Genomic DNA, 18968 nt, shown 5'->3' with positions numbered 1-18968 from the left:
CGCCGCCCTCCTTGCGCTACGCTGGTGTTCCTACACGACCAGCCCGAAAGGAGAGCAGCATGGATATGGCCTCAATCGGCACCGCGTTCTCGGCAATCGATCTGATCCGCAAAGGATTGGTCGCCGCCGTCGAGGTTCGAGATTTCAACAAGGCGGCTACCGAGCTCGCGAAGCTCAACGAGGCACTGATCAGCGCGCAAGCTGCTCTCCTGGCTCAGAACAGCGCCTTGTTCGATCTTCAGCGCGAGAAGTTCGAGAGCGCAGAGAAGTTGCGAAAACTGGAGGAAGCCTTGGCGGAGCGTGGACGCTACTCCTTGGTCGAGCTGGCCGACGGCTACTTCGCCTACTCGGCAAACGTCACCCCAAAGCAGAGCGGGACCTTGCAGCCAGGCGGCACGGAGCCGGAGCACTACATCTGCCAGCCCTGCTTCGACGGTGGGAAGAAAGTCGTCCTCCAGCGCTACGCAAGGTACGGCTCCGTTCATCTCCGCTGCCCCGTCTGCACCAACGAGGTGGACACCGGCGAGCGCTACAACATGGGCCTCTGAGGAGTCCTTGCGATTCATGCGACCTCCACACGGATGATTCGTCCGTCGTCGGGATCCTGAGTTCGAGGCTCTATGAACTCTTCGGTGCCCAGCAGGCGCTGGATCTGCGGAATGGCCGGCAAGGCGCCCTCTTCCGGCCATGCCGCAACCTCGTAGAGAGGAAGCTGCAGCAAGGTCGCCAGGTGCTTGTCGCTGTCCATGCCGAGCTTGGCGCGCAGCGCGCGCTTGCTCATGCGGAGATCTACAGCTGCCGCGATGGCCACGCCCGGATCCTGGTCCGGTCGCCCAAAGATCATTGGCTCTTTGCGCACGACTGCCGGACCGAGGCGGGCCGACTCTCTTTCAATTACGCATGCGAGCCTCGCGCTGGGGCGCTTACCACGCCAGCCGGTCGCGATCTGCCACAGATACTCGGGACTGGTTCCACATGCGTCGGCGAGCGCAACGCGGCGAGTCATATCGGAGATGTAGGTGAGTAAGTCCATAGCCCCAACATTAGCCTATGGCTATTTCTCTTGCAATAGCCCAAAGCTCGTTGGATTGAATAGCCATCCGCTATCCAATGGAGAAATGAGACCGATTGACGACATCCGCCACAAGAACCTCCTTGCCCTCATTGAGTCCAAGGGCGGCCAGCGCCACTTTGCCGACGCGGCCGGCATCAAGAACCCAGCCCAAGTAAGCCAGTGGGTGAATAAGAGCCGCAATGCGACCACAGGGAAACCGCGGGTCATGTCTGGCGGTACTGCCCGTGCAATCGAAACAGCTCTCTCCCTCCCAGAGGGCTGGATGGATACCCAACATGACGGCGCACATGTGCCAGTCGCACAGATCGCAGAGACTGAGACGCCGCCCGGCTATGTTCGCTTCGACTTGTTCGAAGGGGGTGCGGGAATGGGCGCAGGGATGGTCAACCAAGACTACCCGGAGGTCGTGAAGACCATCGAAGTCGCAGAATGGGAAGTCCGCAGGAAGCTCGGTTACCTACCCAAGCCCGGCAGGATTCAGATCATCACCGGACGCGGGCCGTCGATGAGGCCCAAGCTCGAGGACGGCGACATCGTCTGGATCGACACAAGCTGCGACTACTTCGACGGCGACGACTACTACCTGATCAACATCGGTGGCGAGACACAGATCAAGATGCTGCAGAAGCGCGGCGACGGTCTCTACGTCGTAAGCGTCAATACCGACTTCCCGGCCTATAGGCCAGATCCTGGCGATGTGAGCATCCTGGGCAAGGCGCTGATCCACGCGGGGCTTAGGAAGTTCTAAGCGACCTGAATCCCGCCCCAGTTGACCACTTGCATTCTGGACGCCTCGCCGCTACCCTTCGCGCAAGTCGGACTGGAAATATCCGGTCGGCGCTGGGCCCCAACTCGTTGGGGCCCTTCGCTTTTAAGGGCTTACCTTGACTCCGAAGCCCGGCACGACTCCAGTCGGCGAGCGCCTAATTCGTGCGCGAATCGCATCGTATGCCCTGCTCTGCTGATCAGGACGCAACACATGCGCCCCAAGCGGCCGGGCCGCGAGATCCGCGATCTGAAGACCTGCCGAGTTGGCTGACTTGGGGACCATCAGCAGATCGAACGGTAGTGCCCGACGGCAGGCGTTGTTTCCACTGACGATCTGCTCAAACGCCACCTTCAGCTGGGCATCCTCTTTCCTACCCCGGCACTCCACGATCACTGTTGTGCGCCGAGCGCCGTGCCCCCTCTCATTGAGCTCAAGGAAAGCGCGCTCGAGCACGAAGCTCATCGAAAGCTCGTACGGATTCCGCGGGACCGCGTAGCGTTGAATGTAGCGCTCCTTGTGGATGACGCTGTAAATCAGCTGGAACTGGCCCTGGTGAAAGATCTCAGCGACCTCCTGATTAAAGGCGTCGCGCTGCTCCGCAATTTGCAGAAATGAGAACAGCCCACTGGGCTTCCGGATCTCCCGCTCATGGAGAATCACTTCTGTATGGCCCCAGTGCTTGAGTTTCAAGCGACTCAAAGCGGGTAACAAGGTGTCGACATACTCGTCCTTCTCAACAAGGACTCCGCACAAAACGAAAACGGGATAGTGACGATCAATAGACTCCAGGCCATGGTCTCCGCTTTCGTCGATAAAGAGCATGTAATCGCTGAACATCCCATCCCTGCACATTGCTGAACGTTGTGATGGCGGGATCTTAGCAAACACGGTCCACGCCCAAAGTTGGAGCAGACACCATGTGGTGTCACAAGAACTGAAGTACGCCAGTTAGCTTGTGGCTATTGACAGTTAAATAGCCTAGGGCTAATTTAGCCCTGCCGCCCAACACCACCCCATCCCGGGGCCGGGCGCAGGAGATCACGCATGGCCACCCTTTCCTTGGGCTGCCGATCGGCAGAGATGAAAGTCACCGCTGACCACGTCAGCGAACGCGTCATCGCAGACATGGGCGCTGCCCGCCTGCACCTCACCGCCGACGAAGCGGAGCAGCACGCACACCAGCTACAGGCAGCGGCCAAGCAGCTGCGCGCCGCGATCCAGGACGCCGCCGCATGAGCACCGTCACCGCCCAACACTCCAAGGCTCAGCGCGCGGCAGCGGCCGCCGGCATCGTCACCCGCGCCGGGCGCCGCTGGGGCCTCCTCCCCGACCAGGTCGTCATGGCTTCCAGCATCGCCGCCAATGCCGTCTTGCGACAGGGAAAGAGTGCAGCAGGTGCAGTCGCTGCGGCCCGCAGTACAGCCCGCATCGCACTGCATGACTGATCCCCTGCCCTGCGCTCGCCCCCTGTAGCGCAGGGAACCCGCGCCGGCCGGGTTCCAACAGCCGGCAACCCATTCCAGGAGTCCTGCGTGCGTAACCAGCTCGACATCTTCGAACACGACCCAGCCCGCATGGCAGCGGCGAACCGCGCCGCCGCCGAGCGCGCACTGCACGACGTGCAGTTCACCGCACCGTCCGGCAGGAGCGCCACGAGTACTACGTGGGCGAAGCCGAACGCTGGGAGAACCTCGCCGCGCACAGCGCGCGCGCCATCAGTAACAAGGAACCGCAGGCATGACGATGGAACGCCCCATTCTGTTCAATGGCGCCATGGTGCGCGCGATCCTGTCGGGCACAAAGACGCAGACCCGGCGCGCGATCAAGGGCATTCCTTGGCGCCCTGGCTGCAATCCAGGTTTCAGCCAGGCGCGCGCCTTCTCCAATGCCGGCGAGTTCCGCATCGCGGGCAGTCAGGAGATGACCACCGGCTTCCGGTGCCCCTTCGGCCAGCGCGGCGACCGCCTGTGGGTGCGGGAGACCTGGATGGACCTGAAAGGAACAGGGGTCGAACACTGGGACCCGGCCACCGGTAGGCCCACGCGATACGCCTACGGTGCGGAAAGCCCGCCGGGTAGCGCGAGCGATGAGGCACGCAAAGAGTTCGGCCTGAAATGGCGGCCCAGCATCCACATGCCCCGCGATGCGTGCCGCCTTTTGCTGGAAGTCACAGAAGTGCGCGTAGAGCGGCTGCAGGCGATCAGCAAGGCCGATGCCATCGCGGAAGGGCTCACGCAGACCAAGGCCGGCGTATGGCTGCCCGGCCCCTGTGACCACCCGGAATGGGCATTCCACCAGTTGTGGAACCAGGTCTACGGCGAATCGTCGTGGGACAGCAACCCGTGGGTATGGGCCATCACATTCAAGAGGATCGAAGCATGAACACCACGATGGCAGACGGCGCCCATGATCGCCTCGACGCACAGATCGCCGAAGCGCTCTTCGGCCAGCCGGGCATGAGCAAGATGGACGTAGCCAACCGCGTGCGCGAGCTGCGCGGGGATGGGCCGGCGCTGCTGGTGCAGCGGGAGATGGGCCAGGCAGATGCGCTGCTGCGGGAAGTCTGCGCGCAGCTTGAATCCCTGGACTGCGGCGCTTGCATCGGGAGCCATGCACCCATGGAGGATCTGCACGGCCGCATCGCGCAGCACCTCTCCGCCCAGCCCTCCCCAGGTGGTCAGGGGGATGCGCTGGCGATGATCGGTGCCAACCTACGCAGCCTGCTGAAGATGAACAACGAGGTGTCCCACACCGCCCCGATGGCGTGGGCCAACATGCGCGACGAGATCCAGCACGGTCTGCAGCTGCTGGATTCCGCCCTCGCCGCCCGCCAGCCGGTGGGGCATGTACCTGCTGGGTTCGTCCTCGTGCCAGAGAAATTCGGAATTCCGGCTGACGTATGGGAAGGCGTTGAGTTCGTCATCGGCGGCCCCAGCACCGGTGAGGGCGAAGCCTACCTCGACAGCACCGCGTGGATCGGTGACCTGATGCAGGACGACGGGAGCAGCATATATGGGCTGCATCTGTCCTGCGACGAGTGCCCCGAAGAAGGCAGCGTGACGCTGGTCGAGTTCGCCCCCCCGACCGCGCAGGCCGTGGACCAAGGTCGCTGGTCCCAGGGACATGCTGAGCATCTTGAACAGGCGATCCACACGGCACTCAGCGCCCACGCTGGATCCCTGAGCCAGAAGAAGCGCAAAGCAATCAGCGACTACGTGAAGAGGCTGCTGATCGACAGCCAGGCGGTGGGCAATGGCTGAGCCGCAGATCATCCACAGCGAGGCCATCGCCGAGGCGAGCGGAAAGCTCTGCTCGTTCTCGATGCGATGGGAACTCGATGGCGACTACATGCGCTGCCGGATCTGCCAGCGGCCACAGCTGACCAGCTACGCACGCTACCCGTTCCCGCACGTTGACGGCTGCAAGGGCGCGCAGCAACACGAGGCACATCCGTGGATCACGCTTGTGCAGCTGCTGGCTCCGCTTACCCAGGCGGTTGGCAAATGAGCCGGCCCATCATCCGCTGCGGCCTCGTTCAACAGGGCAGATCGAACCTGAAATATCACGCGCTCCGGGCGGACGGAACGGCCGCATGCAGCAGCCACATCCCAGTTGTGCACCAGCCTTTCTCCGCGGCGTCCATCTTGCCTGCCGATCGATGCAATGCGGTTGCCTGCCGAAAGCTCTTCGCCACCGCAGACAAGGATCACGCGGAGGAACTGGCCCATGGCTGACCAGCTGCTCACCTCAACACCAGTTGACCCCCATCAACTCGCAAAGCAGCGCTTCCGTTTTCTCACGAGCGTCCTCGCGGGAGTTCACCGGAATGTCGAGGCCTGTCTGACTCGGTCCGTATACCACGTGGAACGCAGAAAGGACGCCCTGTCCGGGTCGATGCAAGGCAACTCGAACGATTACATCGCGTCCTCTGATCTTGAAGCTCCAGTCCTCATACCAGCGCATTTCTCCTGTCACGCATCAACCCCTAAACAGCAGTTCCCCTTCCCGAGCATACACAAGGCACCAACTATGCCCAAGGTTCTCAGCAATGGCTGACCAGTTGCTCACCGCTGCAATGGTCCACCTGCTTGCCCTGGTTGGGTTCCTGCTGGTGCTGGGCGCCCTCTGGATGGCGCTGCAGGGCTACCGCGCCGCGCGCAAGGGGCTGCGCTGGTGCTGGCGGAGGTGCGCTCATGGCTGACACACAGCGCGGACGCGTGATGCATTGGGAGATCGGAATGGATCTCGCAGAGCGTGTGGTCCTCGACCTGCTGGAAAGCGGCTGGTCGCGCCAGTCGCTGGCGAAGCACGAGGCAGCCGGGCCGACCTCGTGCGGTACAGCCTTCTACCTGATGCGGGATGGCGGCATCGCCGTTGCCTACTTCCCCATTGCCGAGTTCACTGAGGCGAACGGCCGCGGTCTTTTCTTCCCCATCCGCGACTTCTTCCCTCCGGTCCACAAGTCTGCGCACGGCGACGTCGAGCGCCTGGAGCCTTTCAAGGTGGGCGACCAGGTTATCTCGATGGACCGCGATCTGGATGGCTCGTGGCACTACGACGAAGAAGTGCGGGCCAGCGACTGGCATCGTTTGATCCCAGTTTTCACTGTCGTTTCGGTACGGCCGCATCCCGGATACCACACACAGTTCGGCGGTAGGGACTACTACCAGGTGAAGATCAAGGATCGCGTGGGCGGTGGTGGTAGCTACCACGACCTTGTGCCCATCGCCGGCAGACCGTGGCAGATGCGTGGCGAGGGAGAGTGCCTGATCCGCATAAGGCCCACGCCCTTGGCCGTCGCTGCCCCGCCCCCGCCGGCGGCGCTGCCCGCCCAACTGGACCTGTTCGCATGAACACCGCCACCGAGCAGCTGCGCTCTGCGCTGACCACGAACTGAAGGAGACCAGCATGCAACTGATGACCCCCGAGCGGTGGCTGGCCCGCTACTTCGAAGTAGGCAGCCGACCGTCCATGCAGGTGCTGCAGCGACTGCTGCGCGAGGGCAAGCTGCCCGGCCGCAAGGTCGGCGGCACCTGGTTCATCGACGAACACGAATGGCTCGCCGGCGGCGATGATCTTGTCGCGCGAGTATTGGGTGAGGCGGCCTGACGATGGCACCGAGGCAACGAAGCAAGAGCCGCCAGGGATGGCCGGCCAACCTGTATCCCAACCGGGACGGGTTCAAGTACCGGCACCCGGTCACGAAGAAAGAGACGTGGATGGGGACCGACCAAGCCCGCGCGTTCGCCGCGGCCAAGAAGCTCAACGCGCTGCTGATCCCCACCGACGACCTGGTGGCCCGGGTCATCACGCCAGGCGAGACGGTGGCCGATGCGATTGTCGTGTTCCGCCGCGATGACGTGCCCGGCAGGAAGTGGGCGCCGAAGACGGCCGAGGTCTACGAAAGCGTGATCCGACGCATCGAGGCCGGGCTGGGTTCGAAGGCAGTCGCCGACGTGACGGTGAAGGTCTGCGCCACCTTCATCCGCGAAGTGACCGAATCCGACCGAGCGCGCCAACAGTTCCGGCTGGTGCTGGGCTGGATCCTGGCCTGCGCCGTGGAGGAAGGCTGGATAGATACCAACCCCGCGCTGGCGACTCGCCGGTTCCAGCACGAACGCAAGCGCGTGCGCCTGACCCTCGACGTATACCGGGCCATATGGGACCAGGCCGCACCCTGGCTGCGCAACGCCATGGACCTGTCGCTGGTGACGCTCCTGCGCCGCGAGGACGTGGTGACGGTTAAGTTCGCCGACGTGCGCGACGGCCACCTGTGGGTGGTGCCGTCGAAAACCGAGGGCTCGACGAACGTTCGACTACAGATTGCCGTGGCCGGGCCGCTGCTCGACCTGCTGGCCAGGTGCCGCGATGACGTGGTTTCGCCGTTCGTGATCCACCGGCTGCCAGAGAAGGCCAGACCAAGCGACAAGCGGGCCAGGGACCGAGCGCACCACACGCAAGTGCTGCCCGAGCAGCTGTCACGTGCGTTCGCAAAGGCGCGCGATGCTGCGGGCGTGGGTGGCGATGCGCCGCCAACCTTCCATGAGATCCGCAGCCTGGGCGGTGCGCTACTGCGCGATGCCGGCTGGACCACTGAGCAGATCCAAACCCTGATGGGACACGGCAATGCTTCGATGACGGAGCATTACCTCGGCGGCCATGAGGCACCATGGACTGCGGTGGATCTGGCGATCAAGCCAGGTCGCTGATGTGCCTACCTTGTGAATCGACTTCATACTTGCGGACGACTACTGCGGGGGGAATGTCCCCTCCATCTGGTGCGGATAGCGAAACTTCCTGCTCGTCCGCCCATTCAACATCCTCGCCTTCCCAGGCCAGAATGCCGTGCTTTTCGAGCAAAGCCTCATCTACGACGTAGACCACACCCGGCTCACTGAAGTTCGAAGTAGCGAACCGGTGTGCTTCGGTAGCGTCCCGGGTGAAGGACACGACGCTGCCGCCGTACAGTCCAGATTCCAGCCGATGCGCACGTGCTGCGTTCTCGAACGTCTCGCCGAGGGTGATTGTGCCGTCGCACAGGAACCGTCCATCAGCAAGAACTGCGACTTTCGGCGCCTTGCCATGCGGCTTTATCCGACCACTGTTACCATCATCAATCGCCATGGAAACGCCTCGATACAGCAATGCCATAGGGTGGCCATAGGGTGGGAATAGGGTGTAGAACGAAAAAGGGCCCACACCGTAAAGTGTAAGCCCTTGTTCTATCAACAGTATTGGTCGGGACGGCCGGATTCGAACCGACGACCCTCTGCCCCCCAGGCAGATGCGCTACCAGGCTGCGCTACGCCCCGACTGATGCTGCGATGTTCCCGCCAGTGCGGCGGGGCGTGAAGTATAGCGGATCACGCGGGATTTGGGTCACCGGCGAAGCAATTGCAGCACTTCTTCCAGCTCCATCCGCACCTGCTTGATGATCTGGTTGCTCAGCGCCGATTCCTCGCGGGCATCGGGGCCCTCCAGACGCAGGCGGGCACCGCCGATCGTGTAGCCCTGTTCGTACAGCAGGCTGCGGATCTGCCGCACCATCAGCACGTCATGGCGCTGGTAGTAGCGGCGGTTGCCGCGGCGCTTGGCCGGCTCAAGGCTGGGAAACTCTGTTTCCCAGTAGCGCAGCACGTGCGGCTTGACGTCGCACAGCTCGCTCACTTCACCGATGGTGAAGTACCGCTTGGCCGGGATCGGCGGTAGTTCGCGGTTACTGCCCGGATCCAGCATAAGCTTCCACCCTTTCCTTGAGCTTCTGGCCCGGACGGAAGGTGACCACCGTACGGGCGGAAATCGGAATTTCCTCGCCGGTCTTCGGATTGCGGCCCGGGCGCTGGTTCTTGCGCCGCAGGTCGAAATTGCCGAAGCCCGACAGCTTCACCTGACGTCCCTGTTCCAATGCTTCACGCAGCACATCGAAAAACGCGTCGACGAATTCCTTGGCTTCACGCTTGTTCAGACCGACTTCGTCGAACAGCTTTTCCGCCATCTCCGCCTTGGTCAATGCCATTGCCTGCTACCCCCGAGTGCTGCCCGCTCAGCCGCGGATCCGGGCGTGGTGTTCACGCTCGATGGCGGTGACCGCCTCGGCCACCACCGCATCCACGTCGCGGTCCGTCAGAGTGCGCGACTTGTCCTGCAAAATCAAGCCCATAGCGAGACTCTTGAATCCCGGCTCGACCCCTTGGCCCACATAGCGGTCGAACAGGTTCAGCTCGCGCAGGAGCGGGCCGGCGGCCTGCCGGACCGTGGCGGCCAGATCGCTCCAGGCCACCTGCTCCGGCACCAGGAACGCCAGGTCGCGGCGCACCGCCGGGAAGCGCGACAGCTCGCCGGCACGCGGCAGGCGGCGCGCCGACAGCGGCTCCAGGTCCAGCTCGAAGGCGTAGACGTCGGCCTCGATGTCCATCGCCTTGGCCAGGCGCGGGTGGATCTGGCCGATCCAGCCGATCGCAACGCCGTCGCGGAACACCTCGGCCGAGCGCGCCGGGTGGCCATGCGCACGGCTCGACGGGCGGAACTCCAGCGAGGCACCACTGGCAGCAGCCAGGGACTCCAGATCACCCTTCAGGTCATGGAAATCGACCTTGCGGGAAGGCAGACCCCACTGCACCGCCTGCGCATCGCCGCACACCGCGGCAGCAACACGCGGAGTTTCCAGCGGCGCCGGCTGGCCCTCCCCGGCCTGGCGGGCGAACACGCGGCCGATCTCGAACAGGCGCACCCGGCCCAGCTGGCGCGCGGCGTTGCGGCCCAGCGTGGCCACCAGGCCCGGCAGCAGCGACGGGCGCATCACCGCCAGTTCGGCCGACAGTGGATTGGCCAGCGGCACCAGATCGTCGCGCAGCTGCCACTGGGTCAGCAGCGCATCGTCGACGAAGGCGAAATTGAGGGTTTCCTGCAGGTCGCGCGCGATCAGCTGGCGACGCACGCTGAGGGTGTCGAGCTGGGTCTCGCTCGGCATCGCCACGCGCGCGGCACCGCCCGGCAGGGTGGTGGGAATCTGCTCGTAGCCATGGATGCGGGCCAGCTCTTCGATCAGGTCCTCTTCGATGGCGATATCGAAACGGCGGCTCGGTGCGGTGACCTGCCAGCCGTCGGCCGTGGCGACCACCTCCATGCCCAGCGCGCGCAGGATGCGCTCCACTTCGGCATCCTCGATGGTGATGCCGAGCACGCGGGTAATGCGCGCGCGGCGCAGCGCGATGGTGGCCGACCGGGGCAGGTCAGCCTCGCGCACGGCCTCGGTGACCGGTGCCGGGGTGCCGCCGGCCAGGTCCAGCACCAGGCGGGTGGCGTACTCGATGGCGGTGCGCGGCAGCGCCGGATCGACGCCGCGCTCGAAGCGGTGGCCGGCATCGGTGTGCAGGCCCAGCTTGCGGCCACGGCCCATGATCGCTGCCGGCGCGAAGTGCGCAGCCTCCAGGAACACGCTGGTGGTCGCGTCGGTCACACGGGAATCGAAGCCCCCCATCAGACCCGCCAGGCCCACCGCGCGATCAGCATCGGTCACGACCAGGAAACTGTCGTCCAGCACGGCATCGCGGCCATCGAGCAGCTTCAGGTTCTCGCCTGCGCGTGCGCGCCGCACGGCGATGCTGCCCTGCAGGGTGCCCAGGTCATAGGCATGCATCGGCTGACCCAGTTCCAGCATCACGTACTGGGTGATGTCGACCAGCAGCGACACCGGACGCACGCCACTGCGGCGCAGGCGCTCGGCCATCCACAGCGGGGTCTTCGCCGCAGGGTTCAGGCCCTCGATGACGCGCCCCAGGTAACGCGGCGCCTCGGCGCCGGCGTCGAGCCGGATCGACAGCTCGCGGCTGCCGACGGCGGCGACCGGTGCTGCAGCGAAGTCCAGCACCTGGCTGCGGGTGGCGGCCGCCACGTCGTAGGCGATGCCGCGCACGCTGAAACAGTCGGCACGGTTCGGGGTCAGCTTGATCTCGATGCTGGCATCGGGCAGGCCCAGGTAGTCGACCAGGGTCTGGCCGACCGGGGCATCCGCGGGCAGTTCCAGCAGGCCGGAAGCATCGTTGTCCAGGCCCAGCTCCTTCGCCGAGCACAGCATGCCGTTGGACTCGACACCCCGCAGCTTGGCCGGCTTGATCTTCAGTTCGCCGATCTGCGCACCGACCATCGCCAGCGGCGCGACCAGGCCCGGACGCGCGTTCGGTGCGCCGCAGACGATCTGCAGCAGCTCGCCCTGCCCGGCATCGACCCGGCAGACCTGCAGGCGGTCCGCTTCGGGATGGCGCACGGCCTCGACGATGCGCGCCACCACCACGTGCTGCAGGCCCTCGCCCAACGCGGTCACGTCTTCCACTTCCAGGCCGATCGCGGTCAGCACCGCACTCAGCTCATCGCGCGACGCGCGGGTGGGGACGTGGCTGCGCAGCCAGTTTTCGGAGAATTTCATGTTGTCACCCTGGTGGACCCGGCGCAGGCGCCTGGGCCGTCGAATGTTTGAGTCCGCCAGGCTGGGCCCGGCGTTGCCGAATGCGTTACGCGAACTGCTTCAGGAAGCGCACATCGTTCTCGAAGAACGCGCGCAGATCGTTGACGCCGTAGCGCAGCATCGCGAAACGCTCCACGCCCATGCCGAAGGCGAAACCGGTGTAGCGCTCAGGATCGATGCCGACGCTGCGCAGCACGTTCGGATGGACCATGCCGCAGCCGAGCACTTCCAGCCAGCGGGTGCTGCCATCGGGCTGCTGCCAGGCGATGTCCACTTCCGCACCGGGCTCGACGAACGGGAAGTAGCTGGGACGGAAGCGCATCTCGAAGTCGCGCTCGAAGAAGGCACGGACGAATTCGGCAAGCGTGCCCTTCAGGTCGGCGAAGGTCGAGTGCTCGTCCACCAGCAGGCCTTCGACCTGATGGAACATCGGCGAGTGGGTCTGGTCGCTGTCGCTGCGGTACACCTTGCCGGCGGCGATCATGCGCAGCGGCGGCGCATGGTCGCCCATGTAGCGCACCTGCACACCGGAGGTGTGCGTACGCAGCAGGCGGCCGTCACCGAAGTAGAAGGTGTCATGCATGGCGCGCGCCGGGTGGTGCGGCGGGAAATTCAGCGCCTCGAAGTTGTGCCAGTCGTCCTCGATCTCCGGCCCTTCCGACAACTCGTAGCCCAGTCGGCCGAAGATGCCGGTGATGCGCTCCAGGGTACGGGTGATCGGGTGCAGGCCGGCGCGTTCGCCATTGCGGCCCGGCAGGGTGATGTCGATGGCTTCGGCGGCCAGGCGCGCATCCAGTGCCGCATCCTCCAGCAGCGCCTTGCGCTCGCCCAGCGCGCGGGTCAGTGCGTCGCGGGCCTGGTTGATCGCTTCACCGGCGGCCTTGCGCTCGTCGGCCGGCAGGGCGCCGAGCTGCTTGAGCTGCGCAGTGATGCTGCCGCTCTTGCCGAGCAGGGCCACGCGCAGTTGCTCCAGCACGTCGGGGCTCTGTGCAGCAGCCACCTCGGCCAGCGCCTGGGTGGTGAGGGATTGGATGTCGCTCATGGGGGGCCGGAACTCCAGTCGATCTGCCATCGCGGCAGGCGAAGGGCCGACCCCTGTCGCCACCGCCGTCCCCGCGTCGCCGTGGCCACGCCGGGACCCAAAAAAGAATGGGGAAGGACTTGCGCCCTTCCCCATGCATTGCCTTGACCTGACACCGTTCCGGATGAACGGCAACGGCATCGGGAAGGACTTATGCCGCCAGCGCGCCCTTGGCCTTTTCGGCCAGCGCGGCAAAGCCGGCTGCGTCGTGCACGGCGATGTCAGCCAGGACCTTGCGGTCCAGGGTGATGCCGGCCTTCAGCAGGCCGTTCATGAAGCGGCTGTAGCTCAGACCATTGATGCGGGCAGCCGCATTGATGCGGGTGATCCACAGCGAACGGAAGTTGCGCTTCTTCTGCTTACGGCCGATGTAGGCGTACTGCTGTGCCTTGATGACCGCCTGCTTGGCAACGCGGAAGACCTTGCGGCGGGCGTTGTAATAGCCCTTGGCGAGATCCAGAATCTTCTTGTGGCGGCGACGCGCCTGTACGCCACGCTTAACTCGTGCCATTTTTCAGTTCCTCAGAGGTAAGGGAGCATGCGGTCCAGACGGCCTGCGTCTTCTGCACGGACATGGCCCGTCTGACGCAGATTACGCTTACGCTTGGTCGCTTTCTTCGTGAGGATGTGGCTACGGTTGGCGTGGCCGCACTTGTACTTGCCCGAGGCGGTCTTGCGGAAACGCTTGGCCGCTGCCCGGTTGGTCTTGATCTTGGGCATTGCAATGTCCTTGATGGGATTTGACCCTGGTTTCTGACTGATCTGGCGGCGGCCTGGGCCGCTCTTTCCGTCCTGCCATGATCGGCGTACGACCCGTCCTGGGTGGGTCGAGCCGGGCATGATACAGGCAAAACCGCCCTGCCACCAGCCCCAGCACCCCTTGCGTCGGCATTTCACCGGCATCCTGCAAAAGCAAAGGGACGCCAGTGGCGTCCCCTTACCCTGAACCATTCAGCCAGGCGCCCCGGAAGGCGGCCCGTCAGGCCTCAGGTCTTCTTCTTCGGCGCGATCATCATCACCATCTGACGCCCTTCCAGGCGCGGACGGGATTCAATGACGATGTCCTCGCCCAGATCGGCTTCGATCCGGTTGGCCATTTCGCGGCCCAGTTCCTGGTGGCTCATTTCACGGCCACGGAAACGGATGTTGACCTTGATCTTGTCGCCTTCTTCAAGGAACCCGCGCATCTTGCGCAGCTTGATCTGGTAGTCGCCCTCGTCCGTGACCGGACGGAACTTCACTTCCTTGATCTCGACCTGCTTGGTCTTCTTCTTGGCCTCGCTGGCCTTCTTCTGCGCTTCGAACTTGAACTTGCCGAAGTCCATGATCTTGCAGACCGGCGGATCGGCCTGCGGCTGGATTTCGACCAGGTCCAGGCCTTCATCTTCGGCCATGGACAGCGCTTCGTCGCGCGACAACACGCCGATCATTTCTCCGTCACTGCCGATCACGCGGACGCGCGGCACACGGATTTCCTGATTCTTGCGGTTCTGTTTGTTGTCAGGGGTGCTGATATTACGTTCTCCCAAGGGTATCGAACCGGTCCGGGTGCCTGTGCCCCCGGACCGGACCTTTGCTTACGCGCCCTCGGCCTGGAGCCGCTCGATGAAGGCCTGCAGGCTCATGCTGCCCAGGTCTTCGCCAGAACGCGTACGCACCGCCACAGCCCCATTTTCCTTCTCGCGGTCACCAATGACCAGCAGGTAGGGCACGCGCTGCAACGTATGCTCGCGGATTTTATAGCCGATCTTCTCGTTACGCAAATCCGAGCTGACGCGGAAGCCTTGCTCCGCAAGGGTTTTGGTCACGCCCGAGACGTAGTCGGCCTGGGCGTCGGTAATGTTGGCCACCACCACCTGGGTCGGCGCCAGCCAGGCCGGGAACTGGCCGGCATGGTGCTCGATCAGGATGCCGATGAAACGCTCCATGGAGCCGACGATCGCCCGGTGCAGCATGACCGGGTGCTTCTTCTGGCTGTTCTCGTCCACGTACTCGGCGCCCAGGCGGCCGGGCATCATGAAGTCGACCTGCATCGTGCCCAGCTGCCAGGTACGGCCGATGGCGTCCTTCAGGTGGTACTCGATCTTCGGGCCGTAGAAGGCGCCCTCGCCCGGCAGTTCCTGCCACTCCACGCCGCAGCTGGCCAGCGCCGAGCGCAGTGCGCCCTCGGCCTTGTCCCAGGTGGCGTCATCGCCCAGCCGCGATTCCGGCCGCAGCGCGATCTTGATCTGGATCTCCTCGAAGCCGAAGTGCCGGTAGACCGCCAGCGCCTGCTGGTGGAAGGCGGTCACTTCCGACTCGATCTGCGCCTCGGTGCAGAACACATGGCCGTCGTCCTGGGTGAAGCCGCGCACGCGCAGGATGCCGTGCAGTGCGCCGGAGGGCTCGTTGCGGTGGCAGGAACCGAACTCACCGTAGCGGATCGGCAGGTCGCGGTAGCTGTGCAGGCCCTGGTTGAACACCTGGACGTGGCCCGGGCAGTTCATCGGCTTGACCGCGTAGGTGCGCTTCTCCGACTCGGTGAAGAACATGTTGTCCTGATAGTTGTCCCAGTGACCGGACTTCTTCCACAGGCTCACGTCCAGGATCTGGGGGCAGCGCACTTCGCCATAGCCGCTGTTGCGATAGACCTTGCGCATGTACTGCTCGACCACCTGCCACAACGCCCAGCCCTTGGGGTGCCAGAACACCAGGCCCGGCGCCTCTTCCTGCAGGTGGAACAGGTCCTGCTGCTTGCCGATGCGGCGGTGGTCGCGCATTTCGGCTTCCTCGATGCGCTTGATGTAGGCATCGAGCTGCTTCTTGTCGGCCCAGGCGGTGCCGTAGATGCGCTGCAGCTGCTCGTTCTGCGCGTCACCACGCCAGTACGCACCGGAAATGCGGGTCAGCTTGAAGGCCTTCAGGAAGCGCGTGTTCGGCACGTGCGGGCCACGGCACATGTCCACATACTCCTGGTGGTAGTACATGCCCATGGCCTGGATGTCGTCGGACATGTCCTCGATCAGGCGCAGCTTGTAGTCCTCGCCACGCGCCTTGAAGATCTCGATCACTTCCGCGCGCGGCGTCATCTTCTTGATGACGTCGTAGTCCTGGGCGATCAGTTCACCCATGCGCTTCTCGATCGCGGCCATGTCGTCCGGGGTGAACGGGCGCTCGGAGTAGATGTCGTAGTAGAAGCCCTCGGCGATGACCGGGCCGATGACCATCTTCACGTCCGGGTACAGCTGCTTGACGGCATGGCCGACCAGGTGAGCGCAGGAGTGGCGGATGATCTCCACGCCCTCCTCGTCCTTGGCGGTGATGATGCGCAGGCTGGCATCGTGATCGATGACGTCGCTGGCATCGACCAGCACGCCATCGACCGAGCCGGCGATGGTCGCCTTGGCCAGGCCGGCACCGATCGACTGGGCGACGTCCATGACGCTGACGGGGTTTTCGAACTCGCGGCGGCTGCCGTCTGGAAGGGTAATGTTGATCATCGCAGTGGCTTCGTGCGGGGGCCCGCGCTGCGGGCTGGAAAGCGGCTCCGGGCAGGCGCCCGGGCAATAAAAAAGCGCCGCGAGGGCGCCTGGAACGCAGGGCCTTCGGGGGCAGGTCAACCGTGGGCGGTGGTAGTGCTCATGTCGCACGCTCGGCCGGCGCTGGGCGCGGGCCACCTTGTTCCAGTCAGGATAATGACTGCGATTTTAGACCAGTGCGCGGGAAAGCCCAAGCACTCCCCGTCGCGCCCCTGAATGGCCGTCGCTGGCAGCCTGAAATCGCAATGATTACCATATCCAGGCAGCCCGCCCCGTGCCAGCCTGCCCGCTTTCCCCCAGGACCTCGTGATGCGCCACCCGCTCCGACCGGCGAACGCCGGCCCCGCCCGTGTCCCGCGTTCGCCGCCCTCGCGCCGCGCAGGCTGCCGGCAATGATCACTGTCGGCCTTTCCACGCTCGGCTTCTGCAGCCTGGGCGTGCTGTCTGCGATGTTCTCGGCGACGGCCTTCTATGCCGCCTCGCCGCATTGCCGCTGGCCGCGCCTGCGCCGGGCTGGCCGGCTTGGCCGACAGATCGGCCTGGTTGCCGCTGCGGCCGCACTGTGGCTGTGGATGGCCGAACTGGGCTTCGCCGCCGGGCTGGTGGCGATGCTGTGCACCTGGATGCTGGCGGCGATGCTGCTGCCGGCCGTCGCCGCCTGGCACCGCCCAGGTACGGAGCCGCGCTGATGTGGGCCCGCGCCCTCGCCGGCATCTTCGCCGGCTTCCTGCTGGCCGCGGCCGCCACCGGACTGGTGGCCTGGCTGCCGCCCGGCCCATGGCAGCACGCCCTGGTACCGGCCCTGATCGCCTTCATCCCGCTGTGGATGCTGGCCGCCCTCTGGGCGTTCAGCTTCCGCCGCGCCGCGCACGCCTGGCTGGCCCTGGCCGGCAGTGCTGGCGCCGGCTTTGCCGTGCTCGGCCTGCTGCGCCTGGCCGGTGCGGTGCAATGAGACCGTCCCCATGAAGTTCTCCTCGCAGACGCTGCGCACGTTCACCACCCTGCACACCTGGGTCGGCCTGGTCGCCGGCTTCGGCCTGTTCGTGGCCTTCTATGCAGGCGCCCTGACGCTCTTCCACCATGACCTGCCGTTGTGGCAGACGCCGGGCGCGGCGACGGCATTGCCCGCGGACCTGGATGACGCACAGCACCTGCTCGAGGACGTGCTGGCAGCCCACGCGGAGGCACGCCGCCATGTCGGCATGACCTTCCCCGGCACCGACCATCCGCAGCCGCTGGCCTACTGGCAGACCGATGACGGCAGCTGGCGCTATGCGTGGCCGGGACACACCGCCGGCAGCCCGACGCCGCCGCAGACCGGTCTGGCCGAACTGGTCAACGAGCTGCATTACAGCCTGGGCCTGCCGGTGGCCGGCGTGTATGTGATGGGCATCGTCAGCCTGCTGTACGGCATGGCCCTGCTCAGCGGCCTGGTGATCCACCTGCCGAAACTGCTGGGTGACCTGTTCGCGTTGCGCCCGGGCCGCAACCTCAAGCAGCAGTGGCAGGATGCGCACAACGTGATCGGCGTGCTCAGTCTGCCCTTCCATCTGATGTTCGCCGTTACCGGCGCCCTGCTCTGCCTGGCGTTCGTACAGATGGCACTGCTCAATCCGCTGATCTTCGATGGCAAACTGCTGCAGGCCGTGCCGACCGCGATGGATACCGCTCCGGTGCGCGAGGCCAGCGGCGTTCCGGCACCGCCGGGCAGCCTGCAGGTCCTGCATGCGCGCGCCCTGGAAGTGGCCCGCGCACAGGGCGTGGCCAACTTCGAACCGGCCTATCTGAAACTGGCCAATGGTGGCGACGCCAAGGCCACCATCGAGATCACCGGCGAATCCACCGGCACGCTGGGCCCACTGGGCGCGGTCGCCCTGGACGTGGCCACCGGCGACGTGCTGGCCACGCAGCTGCCGGGCCAGCGCGATGCCAATCACGCTACGCTGAGCGCCGCCTATGCGCTTCATTTCGGTGAGTTCGGCAACGGCGTGGTGGTCTGGTTGTACTTCCTGATGGGGCTCGGCGGCGCCTTCCTGTTCTATTCCGGCAACCTGCTGTGGATCGAATCGCGACGCAAGCGACGCCAGCCCGAGCAGTCGCGTGCGGCCGTCAACATGGCGCGTGCCACCGTCGGTGTCTGCATCGGCCTGTGCGTGGCGATCTCGTTGGCGTTCGTGGTGGCGCTGGTGCTCGAACGCGCAGCACCCGCGGCGGTCGACCCGGGCATCCGTTGGGCCTGTTTCAGCAGCTGGGCCGCGTGCGCGCTGTGGGCATTCCTGCGCAGGCCCGCACAGGCTGCCCGGGAACTGCTGTGGGCCGCTGCGGCCGCGACCGCGCTGGTGCCGGTCCTGCATGGTGCATTGAACGGTGACTGGCTGTGGCGTGCCGCCGCTGCCGGGCACTGGCCGCTGTTCTGGATCGACGCCGTCGCCCTGGCGATGGCCTTCGGCTTTGCGCGCCAGGCGCGGGGCCGCCAACCCCCCGCGCGCAAACGCGCCCCCAAACCCCACGGGGGCGCCGGACCCCCCCCCCCCGCCCAGCCCGCCGCGCGCGGCGCCCGA

25 protein-coding genes and 1 tRNA gene are annotated in these 18968 nt (G+C 65.2%); 14 read left to right on the top strand and 12 right to left on the bottom strand.

The window, feature by feature from the left end; genetic code table 11:
• Positions 1 to 59: 59 nt before the first annotated feature.
• A complete protein-coding gene (locus tag ACVOME_RS07715; RefSeq protein WP_481504925.1) occupies positions 60 to 548 on the top strand; it encodes a hypothetical protein in 489 nt (162 codons plus the stop codon).
• 14 nt (positions 549 to 562) lie between these two features.
• On the opposite strand, the gene ACVOME_RS07710 is transcribed toward ACVOME_RS07715, so the two are convergent.
• Entirely contained in the window at positions 563 to 1033 is a 471-nt protein-coding gene (locus ACVOME_RS07710) for a hypothetical protein (protein ID WP_481504924.1), read from the bottom strand.
• An 85-nt stretch (positions 1034 to 1118) separates the two neighbouring features.
• On the opposite strand from ACVOME_RS07710, the gene ACVOME_RS07705 reads away from it, so the two are divergent.
• Positions 1119 to 1823, top strand: a complete 705-nt coding sequence (locus tag ACVOME_RS07705; protein ID WP_481504923.1) for a S24 family peptidase — start codon at positions 1119 to 1121, stop codon at positions 1821 to 1823.
• 123 nt (positions 1824 to 1946) lie between these two features.
• Here the strand turns inward: ACVOME_RS07705 and ACVOME_RS07700 are convergent, their stop codons facing one another.
• A complete protein-coding gene (locus ACVOME_RS07700) occupies positions 1947 to 2681 on the bottom strand; it encodes a DUF3800 domain-containing protein (RefSeq protein WP_481504922.1) in 735 nt (244 codons plus the stop codon).
• A 207-nt stretch (positions 2682 to 2888) separates the two neighbouring features.
• Here ACVOME_RS07700 and ACVOME_RS07695 point away from each other — a divergent pair, with 207 nt between their 5' ends.
• From ACVOME_RS07695 to ACVOME_RS07655, 9 genes are all read left to right on the top strand, one after another.
• Positions 2889 to 3080 carry a hypothetical protein gene (locus ACVOME_RS07695; RefSeq protein ID WP_248853851.1) on the top strand — a complete coding sequence of 64 codons (192 nt, stop codon included), beginning with the start codon at positions 2889 to 2891 and terminating at the stop codon, positions 3078 to 3080.
• Complete coding sequence (locus tag ACVOME_RS07690; RefSeq protein WP_481504921.1) at positions 3077 to 3289, top strand: hypothetical protein; 213 nt, start codon at positions 3077 to 3079, stop codon at positions 3287 to 3289. Before ACVOME_RS07695 ends, ACVOME_RS07690 begins: the two co-directional genes overlap by 4 nt.
• Positions 3290 to 3581: 292 nt before the next feature.
• Positions 3582 to 4226 (top strand): hypothetical protein, encoded by a 645-nt coding sequence (locus tag ACVOME_RS07685; protein ID WP_481504920.1) that lies wholly within the window; start codon positions 3582 to 3584, stop codon positions 4224 to 4226.
• The gene (locus ACVOME_RS07680; RefSeq protein WP_481504919.1) at positions 4193 to 5104 is read left to right on the top strand and encodes a hypothetical protein; all 912 of its coding nucleotides are present in this window, start codon (positions 4193 to 4195) and stop codon (positions 5102 to 5104) included. The genes ACVOME_RS07685 and ACVOME_RS07680 overlap by 34 nt, the downstream gene beginning before the upstream one ends.
• The gene (locus ACVOME_RS07675) at positions 5097 to 5351 is read left to right on the top strand and encodes a hypothetical protein (protein WP_481504918.1); all 255 of its coding nucleotides are present in this window, start codon (positions 5097 to 5099) and stop codon (positions 5349 to 5351) included. The genes ACVOME_RS07680 and ACVOME_RS07675 overlap by 8 nt, the downstream gene beginning before the upstream one ends.
• 541 nt (positions 5352 to 5892) lie before the next feature.
• Entirely contained in the window at positions 5893 to 6045 is a 153-nt protein-coding gene (locus ACVOME_RS07670; protein ID WP_481504917.1) for a hypothetical protein, read from the top strand.
• Entirely contained in the window at positions 6038 to 6697 is a 660-nt protein-coding gene (locus tag ACVOME_RS07665) for a hypothetical protein (RefSeq protein ID WP_481504916.1), read from the top strand. The genes ACVOME_RS07670 and ACVOME_RS07665 overlap by 8 nt, the downstream gene beginning before the upstream one ends.
• A 55-nt stretch (positions 6698 to 6752) precedes the next feature.
• Positions 6753 to 6953 (top strand): hypothetical protein, encoded by a 201-nt coding sequence (locus ACVOME_RS07660; RefSeq protein ID WP_481504915.1) that lies wholly within the window; start codon positions 6753 to 6755, stop codon positions 6951 to 6953.
• A gap of 2 nt (positions 6954 to 6955) precedes the next feature.
• Positions 6956 to 8053: a tyrosine-type recombinase/integrase gene (locus ACVOME_RS07655; protein WP_461287794.1), complete on the top strand. Its 1098-nt coding sequence runs from the start codon at positions 6956 to 6958 to the stop codon at positions 8051 to 8053.
• On the opposite strand, the gene ACVOME_RS07650 is transcribed toward ACVOME_RS07655, so the two are convergent.
• The 10 genes from ACVOME_RS07650 to thrS all read right to left on the bottom strand — a co-directional run bounded on the left by ACVOME_RS07650 (position 8037) and on the right by thrS (position 16368).
• A complete protein-coding gene (locus ACVOME_RS07650; RefSeq protein WP_481504914.1) occupies positions 8037 to 8495 on the bottom strand; it encodes a hypothetical protein in 459 nt (152 codons plus the stop codon). The genes ACVOME_RS07655 and ACVOME_RS07650 overlap by 17 nt on opposite strands.
• Positions 8496 to 8579: 84 nt before the next feature.
• Positions 8580 to 8656, bottom strand: a tRNA-Pro gene (locus tag ACVOME_RS07645).
• A gap of 67 nt (positions 8657 to 8723) precedes the next feature.
• The gene (locus tag ACVOME_RS07640; RefSeq protein ID WP_053518690.1) at positions 8724 to 9080 is read right to left on the bottom strand and encodes a MerR family transcriptional regulator; all 357 of its coding nucleotides are present in this window, start codon (positions 9078 to 9080) and stop codon (positions 8724 to 8726) included.
• Positions 9061 to 9360, bottom strand: coding sequence for an integration host factor subunit alpha (locus ACVOME_RS07635; protein WP_005410432.1), 300 nt, complete (start codon positions 9358 to 9360; stop codon positions 9061 to 9063). The genes ACVOME_RS07640 and ACVOME_RS07635 overlap by 20 nt, the downstream gene beginning before the upstream one ends.
• Positions 9361 to 9387: 27 nt before the next feature.
• The gene (gene pheT / locus ACVOME_RS07630) at positions 9388 to 11769 is read right to left on the bottom strand and encodes a phenylalanine--tRNA ligase subunit beta (protein WP_461289168.1); all 2382 of its coding nucleotides are present in this window, start codon (positions 11767 to 11769) and stop codon (positions 9388 to 9390) included.
• A gap of 85 nt (positions 11770 to 11854) precedes the next feature.
• Positions 11855 to 12850, bottom strand: coding sequence for a phenylalanine--tRNA ligase subunit alpha (locus ACVOME_RS07625; protein ID WP_065181862.1), 996 nt, complete (start codon positions 12848 to 12850; stop codon positions 11855 to 11857).
• A gap of 190 nt (positions 12851 to 13040) precedes the next feature.
• Positions 13041 to 13400 carry a 50S ribosomal protein L20 gene (gene rplT, locus ACVOME_RS07620; protein WP_005410435.1) on the bottom strand — a complete coding sequence of 120 codons (360 nt, stop codon included), beginning with the start codon at positions 13398 to 13400 and terminating at the stop codon, positions 13041 to 13043.
• An 11-nt stretch (positions 13401 to 13411) separates the two neighbouring features.
• A complete protein-coding gene (rpmI, locus tag ACVOME_RS07615; protein ID WP_005410436.1) occupies positions 13412 to 13609 on the bottom strand; it encodes a 50S ribosomal protein L35 in 198 nt (65 codons plus the stop codon).
• Positions 13610 to 13875: 266 nt separating this feature from the next.
• Positions 13876 to 14418 carry a translation initiation factor IF-3 gene (gene infC / locus ACVOME_RS07610; RefSeq protein WP_080104334.1) on the bottom strand — a complete coding sequence of 181 codons (543 nt, stop codon included), beginning with the start codon at positions 14416 to 14418 and terminating at the stop codon, positions 13876 to 13878.
• A gap of 48 nt (positions 14419 to 14466) precedes the next feature.
• On the bottom strand, positions 14467 to 16368 hold the full coding sequence (gene thrS / locus ACVOME_RS07605; RefSeq protein WP_065175534.1) for a threonine--tRNA ligase: 1902 nt from the start codon (positions 16366 to 16368) through the stop codon (positions 14467 to 14469).
• A gap of 431 nt (positions 16369 to 16799) precedes the next feature.
• On the opposite strand from thrS, the gene ACVOME_RS07600 reads away from it, so the two are divergent.
• The 3 genes from ACVOME_RS07600 to ACVOME_RS07590 all read left to right on the top strand — a co-directional run.
• Positions 16800 to 17096, top strand: a complete 297-nt coding sequence (locus tag ACVOME_RS07600; RefSeq protein WP_180876053.1) for a hypothetical protein — start codon at positions 16800 to 16802, stop codon at positions 17094 to 17096.
• A complete protein-coding gene (locus ACVOME_RS07595; protein ID WP_053518684.1) occupies positions 17096 to 17359 on the top strand; it encodes a hypothetical protein in 264 nt (87 codons plus the stop codon). Before ACVOME_RS07600 ends, ACVOME_RS07595 begins: the two co-directional genes overlap by 1 nt.
• Positions 17360 to 17369: 10 nt before the next feature.
• Positions 17370 to 18968 (top strand): PepSY-associated TM helix domain-containing protein (locus ACVOME_RS07590; RefSeq protein WP_481504913.1); only part of this gene is annotated, 1599 nt, incomplete at its 3' end.

The sequence above is a fragment of the Stenotrophomonas sp. STEN008 genome, from assembly GCF_056760435.1.
This window is presented reverse-complemented; position numbering and strand designations above follow the sequence as displayed.